The sequence below is a fragment of the Paenibacillus sp. FSL H7-0690 genome, from assembly GCF_037980415.1.
GTDB classification, from domain to species: Bacteria; Bacillota; Bacilli; order Paenibacillales; family Paenibacillaceae; genus Paenibacillus_AQ; species Paenibacillus_AQ odorifer.
Window position 1 is genome coordinate 1,726,806 of the sequence record NZ_CP150281.1, and the last position, 15,945, is coordinate 1,742,750.

16 protein-coding genes are annotated in these 15,945 nt (G+C 44.8%); 7 read left to right on the forward strand and 9 right to left on the reverse strand.

Translation table 11 applies throughout. The annotated features are described in order from the left end of the window. Positions 1-12 precede the first annotated feature (12 nt). On the forward strand, positions 13-471 hold the full coding sequence (locus tag MHI32_RS07610) for an Lrp/AsnC family transcriptional regulator (RefSeq protein ID WP_340012110.1): 459 nt from the start codon (positions 13-15) through the stop codon (positions 469-471). A 125-nt stretch (positions 472-596) separates the two neighbouring features. Here the strand turns inward: MHI32_RS07610 and MHI32_RS07615 are convergent, their stop codons facing one another. From MHI32_RS07615 to MHI32_RS07645, 7 genes are all read right to left on the reverse strand, one after another. Further along, positions 597-791 carry a helix-turn-helix domain-containing protein gene (locus MHI32_RS07615; RefSeq protein WP_076279585.1) on the reverse strand — a complete coding sequence of 65 codons (195 nt, stop codon included), beginning with the start codon at positions 789-791 and terminating at the stop codon, positions 597-599. Positions 792-1,018: 227 nt separating this feature from the next. Beyond that, positions 1,019-1,945, reverse strand: a complete 927-nt coding sequence (locus MHI32_RS07620; RefSeq protein WP_339247276.1) for a HAMP domain-containing sensor histidine kinase — start codon at positions 1,943-1,945, stop codon at positions 1,019-1,021. A 20-nt stretch (positions 1,946-1,965) separates the two neighbouring features. Next, complete coding sequence (locus tag MHI32_RS07625) at positions 1,966-2,727, reverse strand: ABC transporter permease (RefSeq protein ID WP_076279586.1); 762 nt, start codon at positions 2,725-2,727, stop codon at positions 1,966-1,968. Then, the gene (locus MHI32_RS07630) at positions 2,720-3,643 is read right to left on the reverse strand and encodes an ABC transporter ATP-binding protein (protein WP_076279587.1); all 924 of its coding nucleotides are present in this window, start codon (positions 3,641-3,643) and stop codon (positions 2,720-2,722) included. The genes MHI32_RS07625 and MHI32_RS07630 overlap by 8 nt, the downstream gene beginning before the upstream one ends. A gap of 82 nt (positions 3,644-3,725) precedes the next feature. Then, a complete protein-coding gene (locus tag MHI32_RS07635) occupies positions 3,726-4,418 on the reverse strand; it encodes a response regulator transcription factor (RefSeq protein ID WP_076307998.1) in 693 nt (230 codons plus the stop codon). A 207-nt stretch (positions 4,419-4,625) separates the two neighbouring features. Beyond that, complete coding sequence (locus tag MHI32_RS07640; RefSeq protein WP_076307997.1) at positions 4,626-7,265, reverse strand: FAD-dependent oxidoreductase; 2,640 nt, start codon at positions 7,263-7,265, stop codon at positions 4,626-4,628. Positions 7,266-7,271: 6 nt separating this feature from the next. Further along, positions 7,272-7,556, reverse strand: coding sequence for a metalloregulator ArsR/SmtB family transcription factor (locus tag MHI32_RS07645; protein WP_036675735.1), 285 nt, complete (start codon positions 7,554-7,556; stop codon positions 7,272-7,274). Positions 7,557-7,657: 101 nt separating this feature from the next. Here MHI32_RS07645 and MHI32_RS07650 point away from each other — a divergent pair, with 101 nt between their 5' ends. The 6 genes from MHI32_RS07650 (at position 7,658) to MHI32_RS07675 (ending at position 14,547) form a co-directional block, all read left to right on the forward strand. After that, positions 7,658-7,978 (forward strand): rhodanese-like domain-containing protein, encoded by a 321-nt coding sequence (locus MHI32_RS07650; protein WP_076307996.1) that lies wholly within the window; start codon positions 7,658-7,660, stop codon positions 7,976-7,978. 4 nt (positions 7,979-7,982) lie between these two features. Continuing rightward, complete coding sequence (locus tag MHI32_RS07655) at positions 7,983-8,402, forward strand: rhodanese-like domain-containing protein (protein WP_179086788.1); 420 nt, start codon at positions 7,983-7,985, stop codon at positions 8,400-8,402. Positions 8,403-9,816: 1,414 nt separating this feature from the next. Beyond that, positions 9,817-10,494: a winged helix-turn-helix domain-containing protein gene (locus tag MHI32_RS07660; protein WP_076279590.1), complete on the forward strand. Its 678-nt coding sequence runs from the start codon at positions 9,817-9,819 to the stop codon at positions 10,492-10,494. Between the two features lie 51 nt (positions 10,495-10,545). Next, positions 10,546-11,034 (forward strand): hypothetical protein, encoded by a 489-nt coding sequence (locus tag MHI32_RS07665; RefSeq protein ID WP_256716040.1) that lies wholly within the window; start codon positions 10,546-10,548, stop codon positions 11,032-11,034. A 215-nt stretch (positions 11,035-11,249) separates the two neighbouring features. Further along, positions 11,250-14,081, forward strand: coding sequence for a glycoside hydrolase family 3 C-terminal domain-containing protein (locus MHI32_RS07670; protein ID WP_340012111.1), 2,832 nt, complete (start codon positions 11,250-11,252; stop codon positions 14,079-14,081). 49 nt (positions 14,082-14,130) lie between these two features. After that, positions 14,131-14,547 (forward strand): HIT family protein, encoded by a 417-nt coding sequence (locus MHI32_RS07675; protein WP_076185309.1) that lies wholly within the window; start codon positions 14,131-14,133, stop codon positions 14,545-14,547. 55 nt (positions 14,548-14,602) lie between these two features. Here MHI32_RS07675 and MHI32_RS07680 read toward each other — a convergent pair whose 3' ends face one another. Then, positions 14,603-14,941 carry a hypothetical protein gene (locus tag MHI32_RS07680; RefSeq protein ID WP_076220329.1) on the reverse strand — a complete coding sequence of 113 codons (339 nt, stop codon included), beginning with the start codon at positions 14,939-14,941 and terminating at the stop codon, positions 14,603-14,605. A 28-nt stretch (positions 14,942-14,969) separates the two neighbouring features. Next, the gene (locus MHI32_RS07685; RefSeq protein WP_076220328.1) at positions 14,970-15,908 is read right to left on the reverse strand and encodes an MBL fold metallo-hydrolase; all 939 of its coding nucleotides are present in this window, start codon (positions 15,906-15,908) and stop codon (positions 14,970-14,972) included. Positions 15,909-15,945 lie beyond the last annotated feature (37 nt).

Consider the following 15,945-nt stretch of genomic DNA (forward strand, 5'->3'; position numbering starts at 1 on the left):
GAGGCGATTTTGATGGACCATGTTGATAAGCAAATTCTTTTCCATCTTCAAAATCAAGCAAGAATTTCTATGACAGAGCTGGGGAAATGTGTCGGTTTATCGCAACCTGCGGTTACGGAGAGAGTTAGGCGTATGGAGGAAAAAGGCATCATCAGCGAATATCGCACCATAATTTCTCCTGAAAAGATTGGGAAACAAGCAGCTGCCTACATGTTATTTCATTCTAGGGATTGTAATGCATTCCTTGATTTCTGCCGCTCAAGTCCTGATGTCGTCGAATGTTACCGTATAAGTGGGGAACACAACTACTTATTGAAGGTAGTAACCAACTCTACACGAGCCCTCGAGGAGTTCGGAAATCAATGTGACAAATACGGTACTTACACGATTCTGATCGTGATGTCATCACCAATCGATTATAAATTTCTTATACCCTCGCTTGAAGAAGCAAGCCTAAACTTGCTGAGTTAGATTTTAAACATAATCCGTTAGCCTGTCGTAACAAAAAAAAAGACTCTTCTATATAAATAGAGGAGTCTTTTTGGTTTAGATATTGTAATAAAAAAGATTGCAGCTGCTCCTTTTTCGTAGATACATCATGGACTTTCTATCTTATAAGTCTGGCGGTATTTTAGTGGAGAAAGCCCGGTGATTTCCTTAAATACCCGACCAAAGTGAGTCATATTATCAAATCCAAAATTTTCAGCTATCTTGGCTACTTTAAAGGCAGTATTGATTAACAAGGCACGAGCTTCCTGGTGGCGATAAGTATAAATAAGCAGCTTAAACATAAGTGTTTTTAAATATAATTCATAGCCGGGAGGTTGCTTCGTAAATTCAGAGACCCTTTTATTGAATAATTTCTCGATAAAGTTTTGTTCAGAACCATGAACCTGAACGGGTGGGAGATCAGTTCGAAGAAGTCCGGAAAAACCTGAAGGCCATTGGCTATCGGGAATGAGCTACCTTCCATAAACGGGTTAGAACAATGGTTAGTCTAGACCAACTATAAAATGAATTAAGTAGCCAAGCTAATGCCAGCATCGCCTAGTTTCCAACGGCAGGTCATTATCAGCTTCTCACCCTCCAGTTCGGCTGTCAGCGTGCCACCCATTTTATTCATTAGACTTTTGGCGATGGAGAGACCCAGCCCGGAAGCTTGAGAAGATCGGGTACGGTCTGCGGTATAGAATCGGTCAAATAAGAGGTTAACATCGCTTCCGACTAGTTCCTTCGCATCGTTTACTATCGTTAAGTCAGCTGTTTCCCGCCGTCGTTCGAAATGGATTTCTACATACCCGGTCGCGTGTTTGACCGTATTGACAAGTAAATTCTCGACAACTCTCCGCACAGCGGATTCATCGGCGTATACGGATACATTTTCTTCAGGTAGCCGTATATCCGGTGTAATATTGCGTTCGTTGAAAGAATCGTAAAATCCGACCAGAATTTCCGAGAGCAGGGCCGTCATCCCAAGCTTTTCCGTATGTAGAGGATAATCTAGCGATTCGATCAAGGAAAGCTCAAAAAAATCATTCAGCAGCGCCTGCAGCCGTTTCGTCCGATTTTTAACGATGGCAACATATTCAAGCTTTTCATCAGGGGTAATAGACTCATCCTCCAACAGTTGAATATAACCGAAGATGGAGGTGAGGGGTGTACGGATATCATGTGAAATATTCGCCACAGCCTGACGGAATTCTTGTTCGACACGTTTTCGCTGGGCTTCCGCTTCGACGATTAAATCAGATTGACGATTGATTTGTCCCGCAAGCGCCTCAAGCTTCTGGTCGAATAGAGCCACATCAATTTTTTTACCGGATGCTCGCTCGTTGTAGGTATGCAATTGCTCTGTTATCCGCCCTAGTTCTCGCCTTAACATTAAAAAATGGAAAAGCAGGAGAGCTCCTGCCGCAAACAATATGATTGTCAGAATAAGCAACACTCTCCTGCACCCCCCATTTGCTATTTGATTTCTTTTCGGTGGAATACGAGAATACCGAGTACCCCGGAAACGGCTATTGTCAACAACGGCACGAGTAGAAGTGCTGGCCAATCTCCACTGTCGATACTGAGCTTACCGATATCGCTCACCCGTTTGAAGATGGAATAATCGTACAAATTACTAAAGAAAGAGATCTTCGAACCTATACTAGCCAAAACCGTATCGATCATAAGGAAGAAAATCATTGAGAAGCCGATAGTTTTGCCGCTGTCGGTTAGGATTACGGTGAACAGCGCCCCAATGGCTGCGTAACCAGCCGTGTACAATAACGTTAGCCCGAGGGCTCGCGGTATGAAAAGTGTAGTGCTTCCTTCCGGCAGATGACCGAAGCCCGAAAGCAGCGTGACTTCGACTGTGCTGACAATAGGAAAGACGAGCGAAATCGCCATGGCTCCAACTGCGAATACGATTAGTTTTGCTGCGAACAGCCGGCCTCTGGTGTTGCCCGAAGAGGCGATCGTCTTCATGACCCCTGTGGAATATTCGTTAGAGATAAAGAATCCAGCCAGAATGGCTACGCCGAATTTAATAATGTAGGCATTGCTTGAAATAAAGGTAGTCAGAAATTCAGCGCCGGTGATCTGAGGTTCCCCATTGGAACGATGATCAAAATAATATAGCAAAGGGTACGCAAGCGAGAGGACGGAAAGTGCCAATAGAAAAGTCCAAAATGATCTATTCTTTCGGAGCTTGAAAAACTCCACTCTGATCAGATTATACATTTGGGTTCCCCCCAATCCGCTTTGTAAAATAACTTTCCAAGTCTTCACCCATAGGCATAAACTTCTCGATCTCGAGGCCCGCAGAGAATAAAGCAGTTGATACTTTGCCTGGCTGCTCAATACGGCTATACAACTTGATGGTTCCATCCTGCATCACTTCGAAATCGGCCGTACCCAGCTCGTTCTGAATGACGGCTGTTGCCTTGCCCGGATCATCCACTTTGATAAATAAATACTGCTGACATTTCTCGTTTAATTCCTCCGCAGTGAGTTGTTCAAGCAACTGACCGTGGTGAATAATGCCATAATGACTTGCCATTAAATGCAGCTCACTTAGAATATGACTTGAGATCATTATCGTAATGCCTAGCTCACGGTTTAGTCGCTTGAGCAGTTCGCGCATTTCGACGACACCCATCGGATCCAACCCATTAGTTGGCTCGTCCAGAATCAGAAATTCTGGATCTCCCAGTAAGGCGATGGCAAGACCTAACCGCTGCTTCATTCCAAGTGAGAAATTTTTGGCTTTCTTCTTTCCGGCGCCCTGCAGTCCAACTTGCTCTAGCATTCTAGGAACACAATCTTTGCCGGGAATACCACGTAGAATCCGGTTTGCTTCTAAATTTTCACTCGCAGTCATATGGGGGAATAAAGCGGGACTCTCGATAATCGAGCCGATTCGCTTACGAGCCTGGATCAGGGCTTGCTCTTCACTGGCTCCGAACAGCTCGATCGTCCCCTGAGTCGGAAAAGCAAGTCCGGTCACAATCCGGATTAATGTTGATTTTCCGGCTCCATTTTGTCCAATAAAACCATAAATAGAGCCTTTACGGATTGACAAATTGACTTTGTCCAGCGCTGTATGGCCCTTGAACTTTTTGGATAGCTGATTTGTTTTTAATACATACTCGTACATCTCGTCTTGGCCTCCTTTTCGTGATAGACCAAGTATAGAATTGAAAACATAAGAAGAGCTAAAGCCAAATCTTAAGAATGTCTTAAGGCTTGAGCCGATAACCTATGCCCCATACCGTCTCGATAAATTCGCTTCCTGGCGCGGCCTTGGTTAGCTTGCTGCGCAAATTGCTCATATGGACATTGACCGTATTGTCGTCCCCGTAATATGGCTCGTGCCAGACTTTTTCATACAAATTCGCTTTCGTAAACACCTTTTTGGGAGCTGATAAAAGTAACGAGAGAATCTCAAACTCTAGAGCTGTGAGCGTCAGTTCCGCACCATTTGCCGTGACCGACATCGCATCTCGATGAAGTACAAGGCCCTGATGCTGGAGCAGGTTAGGCAAAGCCGATTGCGCAATCCGCGAATACAAACGTAGATGAGAATCGATCCGTGCAGAGACTTCTTCAACGTCGAAGGGTTTCGTAATGAAATCATCCGCCCCCGCCCGCAGAGCAGACACCTTGGTCTGAGGCTCACCCTTGGCAGAAATGATAATTACCGACATATTGTCCCGCCCGGCAATCCTCTCAAGTAGTTCCTCACCCGACATGCCAGGCAGCATCAGATCCAGTAGCAGCATGCTCCATTGACGTTGCTCCAGATAGAGAAGTGCCTCCGTTCCCGAGTAAGCAGGTTGGGGAATGTAGCCGCTTTTCTTAATTATGTTGCATAGCAATCGGTTGATGTCGCTGTCGTCCTCAGCAACAAGAATATGTATCGGGGTATTCATTTAATCTCCTTTTTTTACCTGAAATGGGTCGTTGTTCGGATGAATGTCTATTAAATAGGATAGCAGGTTTTAGATTCTGTATCCAGATCCAGTCAATTTGCATTTTGGTTATTCAAATCTATATCACCGATTCTCGTGAGTTTATTTTTATATAAGAAAGAGACTCTTCTATTTAAATAGAGGAGTCTCTTTGCGGTGTTAAGGTATTTAGATAAATAGATTATGACCCGACTGATCGGCTTGGCCGAGGTAATAACCAACGCCGCCGATTCCGACACCGTCAATCAGTTCTTCACGAGTGATGCCCATAAGATCCATGGACATTTGGCAGGCGACGATTTCCACACCCTGGTCGATAGCCATCTGAATCAATTCCTCCAAGGAAGAGATATTTTTGCTCTTCATTAAAGAGCGGATCATTTTCGAGCCCATGCCCATCATGTTCATATTTGAAAGCGTCAGCTTCCGGCTGCCGCGTGGCATCATGGCACCGAACATTTTACCGATGAAGTTTTTGTTCACAGGCACCTTCTCATCCTTGCGGATAATATTGAGGCCCCAGAAGGTAAAGAACATTGTGACTTTTTTACCGCTGGATGCTGCTCCGTTGGCAATGATGAAGGAAGCGATCGCTTTATCCAAATCCCCGCTAAAAACAACCATTGTGCTTGCGTTGCTAGTTTGAATTACTTGTGCGTCTGCTCCGGTTGGTGCTGATGCTGAAGTCTCGATAACTCCTTTGCGCAGATAAGCTTCGATCATGCCAGTAGGCAGCTTTGTTAGCTGCAAAAGCGTATTGTTGGACATACGAGCCCAAGCCTTGATATCCTCATAAAATCCGGGATCGGAAGCAGTTACCTTCAGGACTTGCCCTTCCAAGAGCGGGTCCATGCTCATTTTAACTTGGATCAGCGGCCCTGGGCAGCACAGTCCGCAGGCATCAAGCACGGAATCAGGTGCTAGTTCCGTTTCTAGTTTGGATGAAGGGGCACCTATTGTGCTGGAGGTAGCTGTGAAAGCTGCAGCGTTAACAGTGGGTGTAACTGTGCCAGTCCCAGTCGCAGTTCCAGTCCCAATCCCAATCGCAGTTCCAGTCCCAATCCCAGTCTCCGTCTCCGTCTCCGTCATTGCTCTTGTTGCTGCGATTTCTTTACTGGCTGCTGGTGTACCAACGTTTGGCGTCAAGTTATCTTTTTTTTTAGGCGTAAATTGGCTCATCTGATAGGTTTTATAACCGCCGGTCAGGTTTTTCACACGGTAACCTTTTTGCTGTAAAATCCGGGAAGCGGTGTAGCCTCTGAGTCCAACTTGGCAATACACCCAAATTTCGTTACTAGAGTCAAGCTCGCTTAGCCGACCACGCAGATCATCCACAGGGATGTTAATGGACCCTTCAATATGACCATTAGCATGTTCGATTTCCGAACGTACGTCAACTAAAATGGTGTTGTTATTGTCACGACCCTCTAAATCCTTAGGCACGAATACCGTAGTCAAACCTTGCAAAATATTTTCAGCAGCAAAGCCAGCCATGTTCACCGGATCTTTAGCGGAAGAATAAGGAGGGGCATAAGATAGCTCTAACTCCGTCAAATCAGTGACCGAACCTCTAAAACGAATAACTGTAGCGATATCGTCGATACGTTTGTCTACACCACTGTAACCCACAGCTTGTGCTCCTAGCACCGTACCTTTTGGATCAAAAATCAGCTTCATAGATATCGGAGTTGCCCCCGGATAATAGGTTGCGTGTGAGCTTGGATGTATATATATCACGTGATACGGCAGACCCAAACGTTGTAGCGTTTTTTCGTTATTTCCGGTAGAAGCACCTGTGACTCCAAAAACCTTAATAATAGAAGTCCCTTGTGATCCTTTGTAAGTTGTGCCGAGACCACTGACGTTGTCCGCAGCAATCCGCCCTTGCTTGTTGGCAGGACCAGCTAGTGGAATGGCGGTTTTTGTTCCGTTTACGAAATCAACCACCTCAACCGCGTCACCTACAGCGAACACTTGATCCAGATTGGTCTCCATCCGCTCATTGACTAAAATATGGCCGCGGGGACCGAATTCTAAGCCACTGTCCTTCAGAAAAGAGGTATCCGGAGAAACGCCGATAGCCAGCAGAACCATATCACTTTGCAGTACAGTGCCACTTGCTAATTGCACCTGTATTTGTTCTCCCACCTCAGCAAACCCTTGGACCATATCGGAAAAAATAAGATTAACGCCATGCTCGTCGAGTTCTTTTGCCAAAATAGAAGACATTTCAGTATCGAACGGAGCTAATATTTGTGGTCCTGCTTCAATTAAGGAAACTTCCAGACCAGCTTCTCTAAGGTTCTCAGCCATTTCCACACCGATAAATCCACCACCGATCACCACGGCCGAACGTGTGCCTTCCGCAGCGACTTTAGCTTTGACTTTGTCAGTGTCGGGAATGTTACGCAACATGTGTATTTGGGAACTCTCGATACCGGGCAGATTCGGACGAATCGGTTTAGCACCTGGCGATAAAATAAGCGCATCATAACTCTCTTCATAGGAGCCTTTTTCTATGCTTTCTACTCGCACTTTTTTGTTCACGGGGTCGATAGACACTACTTCACTTTGAATCCGAACATCGATGTTAAAACGTTTGTGCATCGCCTCCGGTGTCTGCACCAGCAGCTTGGAGCGGTCCTGAATGGACCCACCGATATAATAAGGAAGTCCGCAATTAGCAAAAGAAATGTACGGATCACGCTCAAACATTACAATATGAGCTTCTTCATCTAATCTCCGAAGTCGGGCGGCTGCTGACGCGCCTCCTGCAACTCCACCAACAATTAATACTTTTTTACTCATGATGACTTATTCCTCCCCTAAAAATAACTGAATCAGATGTTTGATTTTTTCGTCTTTAACAGAATAGTTAATCTCCAGCCCATTACGTTCGGTTTCAACGATGCCTAGTGATCTAAGCTTCTGTAAATGCTGGGACACCGTAGATTGTGGAAGATCGAGACAGTCCTGCATGAAGCTAACGTTGCAGCTGCCCTTTTCCAGAAGTCCTTTGATGATGCACAAGCGCACGGGATGAGCTATAGCCTTTAAGGTTTCGGCGGTTTGGTTATAAGCTTTAAAATTTTTGTCCATGGTAACGAACACCTCGCTTTACAATATCCTTATATCGTAATATTATGATATAGTGATATGGAAATCAAGTTATTTTTATAAAGGTGAAGGAGAGATGCTCGATGTCTTTTAAAATTTCAAAGGAAATTACCCCACAGCAAGTAGCGGAACGCTTGAAGAATGGCGAGACTCTTACCATGTTGGATATACGCGAACCCGCCGAATGGGTGGAGGGACATGTAATGGGTGCTAAACATATTCCGCTTGGACAGTTATTGATGCGCTTAGATGAACTGGATTCTCATGGCGAGATAATTGTGATGTGCTTAAGTGGTGGCCGTAGTGGACTGGCTTGTGAGCTGCTGAGTGAAAAGGGGTATAACGTTGTGAACATGACGGGTGGATTAGGTGCTTGGACGGATGATTTTTTGGTACGGGAGTAATGATATGAGCATGATGGTTCGGATCCTACTGAGTATTTTAATTGTCTTTAGTATTGTGAGGTTTTTGCGTTATGCTTGGCCTGTTCGTTCACTTACTTATATAGAAGTCCGTGAGGTTCGCGAATTAGCGGATCAATCATTGGCTATGAAAATGCTCGATGTTAGGGATGCCGTTGATTACCAGAAGGAAAGTATCCGTGGTTCGATAAATATTTCGCTGGGGCGATTACCCTATGTCTGGCAGCACTGTCTATCTCCGGGCGACTCGGTTCTAATTCTTGCAGAAAGTTACTACAAAAGAAATAAAGCCGCGAGAATTCTTTATAAGCAGGGATTTCGTAAGCTATATGCGGTAAATGGCGATTTGTTAGGGAACAAAAGAACGCTCTCCGACATTCCTGTGAAAGGTTGTTGTGAAGGATAATGGATAATGGATTTAAGGTCATTGATTTCCCGTCTCAGATTGAAGTTGGGGTGTCGAAGTCAGGGTGTCGATGGAATGATCTCTTATGATGCCTATGGGCAAGGCGCTCGGCATGCACATTTGCTAGGTGAGGGAAGGCAGTGAAGTTGGAGCAATATGTCACTCTAGTTGAGCCGCTATATTAATGTTGCTAAGTTGTGATGTTGTGGCTAGGTCGCTAAATTAATGTTGCTAAGTCGCGATGTTGTGGCTAGGCCCGCTAAGTCAATGTAACTAAGTCGCAATGTTGTAGCTAGGCCGGTATATTAATGTTGCTAAGTCGCAATGTTGTAGCTAGGTCGCATATTAATGTTGCTTAGCCGCGATGTTGTAGCTAGATCGTTAAATCAATGTAGCTAAGTCCCGATGTTGTAGCTAGGCCGCTAAGTCAATGCAACTAAGTCGCAATCCAGTCAGCCTCATCTCGAACTCAGTTTTAATTGCATTTTGTGCAGTTAAACTTCACTAGTTTTAGGAAAAGTAACAGTTAACTGCACTTTGTACATCTAAATTTGATCATTTACGCTTAACTACCTAATGTTTCCTTTTTTAGTTGTAGAAAGTACAACTAAATGGACTTTTAGGGGGATAAGGGTTAAATAGTTGCATGAAATACAATTAAATAGAAAAAGCACAGGTCGATAGCCAGTGAATAGTGGAGAATGGGAGACGATTTCTGACAATTTCAAAAAGGTAGGTCGAATAATATTATTCTAGCGGAACTTAGTCAAACCGAGATTACTTTAACTGAACCTACTATACAAAATCTACTATATTGAGCTAAATCTAGTCGTCTAACTCAAATATAGTTTACTTAACCTAGATTGCTCTTGCTGAGCTAATACTAACTAAACTGTAGTGATCTAACTGTAACTACTCTAGCTGAACTTACTGTAGTGATCTGACTGTAACTGGACTCACTGTAGTGATCTAACTGTAGCTGGACTACTGTAGTGATCTAACTCAAGCTGAACTTACTGTAGTGATCTAACTCTAACTGGACTTACTGTAGTGATCTGACTCTAGCTGAACTTACTGTAGTGATCTAACTCAAGCTGAACTTACAGCAGTGATCTAACTCTAACTGGACTTACTGTAGTGATCTGACTCTAGCTGAACTCACTGTAGTGATCTGACTCTAGCTGAACTCACTGTAGTGATCTGACTCTAGCTGAACTTACTTTAATGCAACTCACTTTAACCAATGTGATTTTTTAATAGGTAAGCATATTTAGCTCGAGTACTATCGTTGAATGTAGAGTGTCATTGACAGCATAAGAAGGCGAATACTATACTTCTGAGTAATAGGACGAAGCACGTCCCGCATCCATAATTGGGTGCGGGATTTTTTTATGCCAAGGAGGAGGGGGACGTTATGGGATTTACGGAAGAACACCGTAAGTGGGTGGAAGATCATATTAGTCGAAGAACGGGAGAAAGACGGGGGAGATTGGAGCGGGGACATGGGCATGGTGAGCGAATGTTTGCGGAGAAGGTTTGGTGGCCAATGATGGGTCATTTTAATGATCTTCATCCTGAATATGAAGTGTTGGATTGGCGGGGATGGCCTTATTTTGTTGATTTTGCGTGGAAGCCTGGGCAGGTTAAGTTTGCTTTTGAGGTAAAAGGTTACGGCCCACATGTGCAAAACACAGATCGGACGCGTTATCGGCAGGAATTGAATCGAGAGACTTATCTACAAATCGCGGGTTATCGGGTAGTGGCGATACCATATGATGATCTGGAAGCGAGTCCTGAGAATACTATTTTTTTGTTGAGATCATTACTGATGCCGTACCTCGCTTTAAGGACAGAAGAGAAGGAGGCGTTTAGTCGACTGGAGCGTGATATTTTGCAAATTGCGGTGCGTTCGAGCGGGGACATTCGGCCTGTTGATTTGGTGAGAGAGCTTGGCATTGATCTGCGTACAGTTAGGAAATGTATGAGGTCACTTTGTGAGAAAGGTGAGTTTAAGCCGATAGTTTCGCAGGTGAGTGGGAGGGTTTGTCGCTATGAATATGTACATTCACTTAACGATATTCAGCTGTGGTGAATAAACGGTATAAATCCCGTAGATTGGAGGCGTGGAGCGAGAAGTGAGCAAATGAACGGTATAAATCCCGTAGATTGCGGGCGTGGAGCGAGAATAGGGCAAATAAACGGTATAAATCCCGTAGATTGCGGGCGTGGAGCGAGAATAGGGCAAATGAACGGTATAAATCCCGCAGATTGGAGGCGTGGAGCGGGAATAGGACAAATAAACGGTATAAATCCCGTAGATTGCGGGCGTGGAGCGAGAATTGAGCAAATGAACGGTATAAATCCCTTAGATTGCGGAGATGGAGCGGGAATTGGGCAAATGAACGGTATAAATCCCGTAGATTGTGGGCGTGGAGCGAGAAGTGAGCAAATGAACGGTATAAATCCCGTAGATTGTGTGCGTGCAGCGAGAATAGGGCAAATGTACGGTAGAAATCCCGCAGATTGGAGGCGTGGCGCGAGAATAGGGCAAATAAACGGTATAAATCCCGTAGATTGTGTGCGTGGAGCGGGAATTGGGCAAATGAACGGTATAAATCCCGTAGATTGTTGAGATGGAGCGAATAATGAGCAAACCCATGCACTCACACTCACATCATCCCCCCTAAATCTCTAATTATGACCTGATTTCTATTTAGATTGTTAAGGTGTTGCGGAGGAGGGGAATCTTCTATGATTAGATGGATAGGACGTATGGGTGTTTTTTCGAAGGATTGTCCTCGAGAATGAATGAAACCGCTATCAACAAGAGACGAAGGAGCGATTTTGATGGGAACAGATATAGCTAAATATCCATTTCAACAGATTGATTTACCTTTAAATGAGCGAGTGCAGGATCTGATCTCCAGACTAACACTTGATGAAAAAGTAAGCCTGATGCCTCAGTATCAAGCTGCCATAGAGCGTTTGGGTGTTGGGGCCTACAAGCATGGTACGGAAGCGGCGCACGGGATTTCTTGGCTTGGAAAAGCGACTTCTTTTCCTCAGCCGAGCGGACTGGCTTGTACTTGGAATCCAGAGCTGCTGAAGGAGATTGGTTCGGCCATCGGAGATGAAGCTAGAGCCTTTTACAAAAAGAATCCAACGGTGAACGGTCTGACGTTATGGGCGCCAACGGTGGATATGGAACGTGACCCGCGTTGGGGAAGAACCGAGGAAGCTTACGGCGAAGATCCAGAGTTGACCGGACGCCTCAGCACATCACTTGTGCAGGGAATCCAAGGTGATCACCCGGTCTATTTGAAAGCGGTAGCAACGCTGAAGCATTTCCTCGGCAACAATAATGAGATTGAACGCGGGAACTGCTCCGCGAGCATCGATCCGAGAAATATTCGGGAGTATTATCTGGAAGCGTTTAAGCCTGCTTTTCAAGAAGGTGGCGCACAGTCCATGATGACCGCTTATAACTCGGTGAATGGCGTGCCTGTTATTCTTCATCCGGCAGTAATGGATGTGGTTAAAGGCGAATGGGAAATGGATGGCTTTATCGTAAGCGATGCCGGCGATCTTTTTGGGATTGTGAAGGATCACAAGTATTATGAATCTTTTGCACAATCGATGGCTGAATCTATCAAAAATGGAATTGACAGCGTAACAGAAGAAACCGCAGAGACAATCAAGGTTCTTCACGAAGCACTAGACCAAGGCCTCTTAGCAGAGGAAGATTTGGATCGTGCGCTTGCCAACACTTTCAGAGTTCGTTTCCGTCTGGGAGAGTTCGATCCGGCTGAAGGGAACCCATACGCAGCAATCGACGATTCCGTTATACTTAGCAAAAAACATACCGCACTCTCCTTGGAAGCTGCGAAACAATCTATAGTATTGTTGAAGAATGACCAAGGCACATTGCCATTGAACAAAAGCAGTCTGAGCAAATTGGCGATTATTGGTCCGCTTGGTGATGAAGCCTTTAGAGACTGGTATTCTGGCACTTTACCTTATGGAGTGACTCCGCTGCAGGGGGTTAGCAAAAAGCTGCCTGGTAAACACGTTACTTTTGAGAGTGGCGCAGATCAGATCATTCTTACTTCAGCTGCAAACGGCCAAGCCATTGGAATCACAGGTGAGGACGGAAGACTGGCTGTACAGCATGACATAGCAGCGCACGGAGAATTGTTCCAACATACAGCCTGGGGCTGGACTAGCAATACTCTGAAGTCGACAAGTCGCGGTCAGTATGTAACTTTAAGCGAAGCAGAGACTCTTACAGCATCTGCTGAGGAAATTTACGGCTGGTTTGTAAAAGAATCGATTAACATCGTTCCGGAAAGCGAAGATACGGTATCTTTGCGGACCTGGAATGATAAAATGATCTCGGTGAATCCGGAAGATGGAACGCTGCAGGTGGCAGATCAGGATGCCAATGCGCAAGCACGTCTTTTCAAAAAGAAAATCGTAACTAACGGCATAGAGGCTGCAGTAGAAGCTGCCAAGGCTGCTGAAATCGCTGTGGTTTTTGTGGGCAACCATCCACTCCTTAACGGAAAAGAAGAAATCGACAGACCGGATATTGTGCTTCCAGAGGAGCAAGAGCGATTGGTTAAAGCTGTCTATGAAGCGAACCCGAATACAGTTGTAGTCATTGTCGGTAGTTACCCGATAACTTCCACTTGGATTGACGAGAACATCCCGGCTGTATTGTATACCTCCCACAGTGGACAAGAGCTGGGCAATGCGGTGGCAGAAGTTCTTTTCGGCGATTACAGTCCTTCCGGCAAGCTGAACATGACTTGGTTCCGTTCTGTAGAACAGCTGCCTGAGCTGATGGATTATGATATTATCAAAGGCAAAAGAACATATATGTACTTTGACGGAGAGCCACTGTATGCGTTTGGACACGGCTTAAGTTATGCTCAAATTTCCTACAGCAACCTAAGCCTAAGCGCTAAGGAGCTGCAAGCGAATGAGACGCTGAAAATTTCTGTTCAAGTAGAGAATACAGGCGTTGTTGATGGGGACGAAGTGGTGCAGCTTTATGTGCAAGCTCTGAATTCCCGGGTCAAACGTCCGATTAAACAGTTGAAGGGTTTTGAAAAAGTAAACCTAACCGCAGGTCAATCGCAAACCATAGAGTTTACGTTACCGGTTGCCGAGCTGGCATTCTGGGATGTTACCCGTGAGCAATATTGCGTGGAAAATGGAGAGTATATGGTTCTGATCGGCCGTTCATCTGCTGACATCCAATTATCCGCTCAACTATCGGTCCAGGGGGACGTTATTCCGTCGCGTAATCTGTATATCAATACCAAAGCAGAGAATTACGATGACTACGAAGGCGTATATCTGGACGAGTGCAAAGCAGGCGGTGCTTCCATACATCCAGTAAAAGATGGCGCTTGGATCGCTTTTAAAGATGTATTGTTCGAGCAAGGGGCAGGAGCTTTTGAAGCCTTGGTATCCTCTGCAAAAGGTGGCACCCTTGAGATCAGAACGGGCAGCCCAGCAGGGAAGCTGGTTGGATCTGTGACTGTACCGTCGGGTGGCGTGTTGCAGCAGTGGAACACACTTACTGGTGAAGTGTCCGTGGAATCTGAAACTACCGATGTTTATCTCATCTTTAATGGTGAGGTACTGCTTAGCCGTTTTCAATTTAATCAATAAGATAAGCTAGAACGCGCTTAATTTCTTCGGATGGAGTGGTGGTGCCTGTATGGATTGTTTGGGTTGTCGAATCGCTAACGGGATTGAGGCTAACGTAAACGTAGTATACGAGAATGAATTTGTAACTTGTGTGCTCGACATTGCTCCATTTAACGAAGGACATCTCCTAATTCTCCCTAAAAAGCATTATTGGGATCTCGAAGATATCGATTCAGAAACATCTTATGCGATTATGGACGCTTCAAAGAAGCTATCAGTTGTCCTGAAGGTTTTGTTTGAACCTGCTGGCATCAGCATTTGCCAAAATGGCGGGAAGTTTAACGACCTGACTCACTATCATATGCATCTTATCCCTAGATACGAAGGAGATGGCTTCGCTTGGAGCGAACCAATCCATCCGCACGGTGCCGAAAAGTTATTAAGCCAAACTCAAGCTAAAATTCTCAGTATCATAAATGAGCATTAAAAAAAGGGCATTCCTGAAGGATCAGGGATGTCCTTTTCTTATCGTTTCTTTTGATCTAATCACAACCGCCCCCGCCAGCATCTCCACCCCCACCGAAGTCTCCACCGCCACTATGTCCGCCGTCTCCACCCCAGCTATGCCCCCCGCTGTCAGGTCCAGAATGGTGATGCGAGTGATCTCCGTGGTGATTATGGTGGTGGTTAGAATGATTAGAGTGGTTAGAGTGGTTTGGATCCAGCAGATCCGGATGACTGGCAGCCATAAAAGACATGTTGGCGGCATCATTTTGCCTATTTCTATCAAAGGTACTTTTGTTTGAGCTCGAGCCATTACGTATTACGGCTTGTATAATAATAAATACAGCAACACCTACAAATAGTATCCCAAAAACCATAACGAACCGCTCCTTTCAACTCCAAAAATTAGTTACTAGCTGCTTTCGCCAAAAACTCAAGATTTCTGTAAAAAATACTCCCATAATTCCAGCCCAGATAAGGCTCGGGAATTTCTATATGGTTCACATCCACATTCATGTCTTCGCGTATCAATGATTCGCTAATATGGATTATATCATTTATATACCGTTTTATTTGCTGTAGATAATGTTTTTGAGTAACGGGCCCATGACCGGGAACAATTATGTTCACATCTAAGCGCTCGACATAAGTAAGTGCCTCCAACCAGGATAAGGGATTACCGTCTACTACTAATGGATGATTATCAACTGCGACAATATCTCCAACAAAAGCTAAAGAATCGGATGGAGAAAATAGAATAGAATCGCATTCCGTATGGGCAGTACCCACCGATAGGAGTTCAACGGTCCTTGCCGAGCCATGTATAGTCATTTTGCGGTCATAAGTTAGTTGGGGAAGGGTTACTTCAAGCGTTAGTATAGACTCTTTGATTTCTTGTAAATAACCTATTTGCGAAAGGAGCTCTCGTTGTTTGGAATCGTTCAGTTTGAGCTCGAGAGATGTATTAAGCTTCGTAAGATCTTCTTCAAGATTAGGAAGCAGTTTCTTCATTCGGGCAAGCCAGTCTGGTTGAGTTTTTATCATGAGCTCTCTAGTTCTACTGGAGGATATGATTACTTCATCCGAGAAGAATTGGTTCCCTCTAACGTGGTCTCCATGCCAATGGCTGTTGACGATGTATCTGATAGGTTTATTAAAATAATACAGAGCGGCATCCCTAAGATCTTTGCCAGCTTGTGGAGTGTTGAATGTATCAAAGATTAATGTGTAATCACCCATATCTATCAAACCGGCATTACTCATGGCACCGCCTTGCTCCTTCGCTTCAAGGCAATAAATGCCTTCCACTAGAGGGACGCAGTTAAAATGTCTGGAAAGAAACATGAATTAACCTCTTTTCCTAGATAATCGAATGAAATTT

What these genes read in the sequence shown, in the direction of transcription:
- MHI32_RS07675 (WP_076185309.1), top strand. Translation starts at nt 14,131, where the DNA reads ATGGATTGTTTGGGTTGTCGAATCGCTAACGGGATTGAGGCTAACGTA.
- MHI32_RS07655 (WP_179086788.1), top strand. Translation starts at nt 7,983, where the DNA reads ATGAGCATGATGGTTCGGATCCTACTGAGTATTTTAATTGTCTTTAGT.
- MHI32_RS07610 (WP_340012110.1), top strand. Translation starts at nt 13, where the DNA reads ATGGACCATGTTGATAAGCAAATTCTTTTCCATCTTCAAAATCAAGCA.
- MHI32_RS07640 (WP_076307997.1), bottom strand. Translation starts at nt 7,265, where the DNA reads ATGAGTAAAAAAGTATTAATTGTTGGTGGAGTTGCAGGAGGCGCGTCA.
- MHI32_RS07680 (WP_076220329.1), bottom strand. Translation starts at nt 14,941, where the DNA reads ATGGTTTTTGGGATACTATTTGTAGGTGTTGCTGTATTTATTATTATA.
- MHI32_RS07625 (WP_076279586.1), bottom strand. Translation starts at nt 2,727, where the DNA reads ATGTATAATCTGATCAGAGTGGAGTTTTTCAAGCTCCGAAAGAATAGA.
- MHI32_RS07645 (WP_036675735.1), bottom strand. Translation starts at nt 7,556, where the DNA reads ATGGACAAAAATTTTAAAGCTTATAACCAAACCGCCGAAACCTTAAAG.
- MHI32_RS07635 (WP_076307998.1), bottom strand. Translation starts at nt 4,418, where the DNA reads ATGAATACCCCGATACATATTCTTGTTGCTGAGGACGACAGCGACATC.
- MHI32_RS07665 (WP_256716040.1), top strand. Translation starts at nt 10,546, where the DNA reads ATGAACGGTATAAATCCCGTAGATTGCGGGCGTGGAGCGAGAATAGGG.
- MHI32_RS07650 (WP_076307996.1), top strand. Translation starts at nt 7,658, where the DNA reads ATGTCTTTTAAAATTTCAAAGGAAATTACCCCACAGCAAGTAGCGGAA.
- MHI32_RS07660 (WP_076279590.1), top strand. Translation starts at nt 9,817, where the DNA reads ATGGGATTTACGGAAGAACACCGTAAGTGGGTGGAAGATCATATTAGT.
- MHI32_RS07685 (WP_076220328.1), bottom strand. Translation starts at nt 15,908, where the DNA reads ATGTTTCTTTCCAGACATTTTAACTGCGTCCCTCTAGTGGAAGGCATT.
- MHI32_RS07630 (WP_076279587.1), bottom strand. Translation starts at nt 3,643, where the DNA reads ATGTACGAGTATGTATTAAAAACAAATCAGCTATCCAAAAAGTTCAAG.
- MHI32_RS07670 (WP_340012111.1), top strand. Translation starts at nt 11,250, where the DNA reads ATGGGAACAGATATAGCTAAATATCCATTTCAACAGATTGATTTACCT.
- MHI32_RS07615 (WP_076279585.1), bottom strand. Translation starts at nt 791, where the DNA reads ATGTTTAAGCTGCTTATTTATACTTATCGCCACCAGGAAGCTCGTGCC.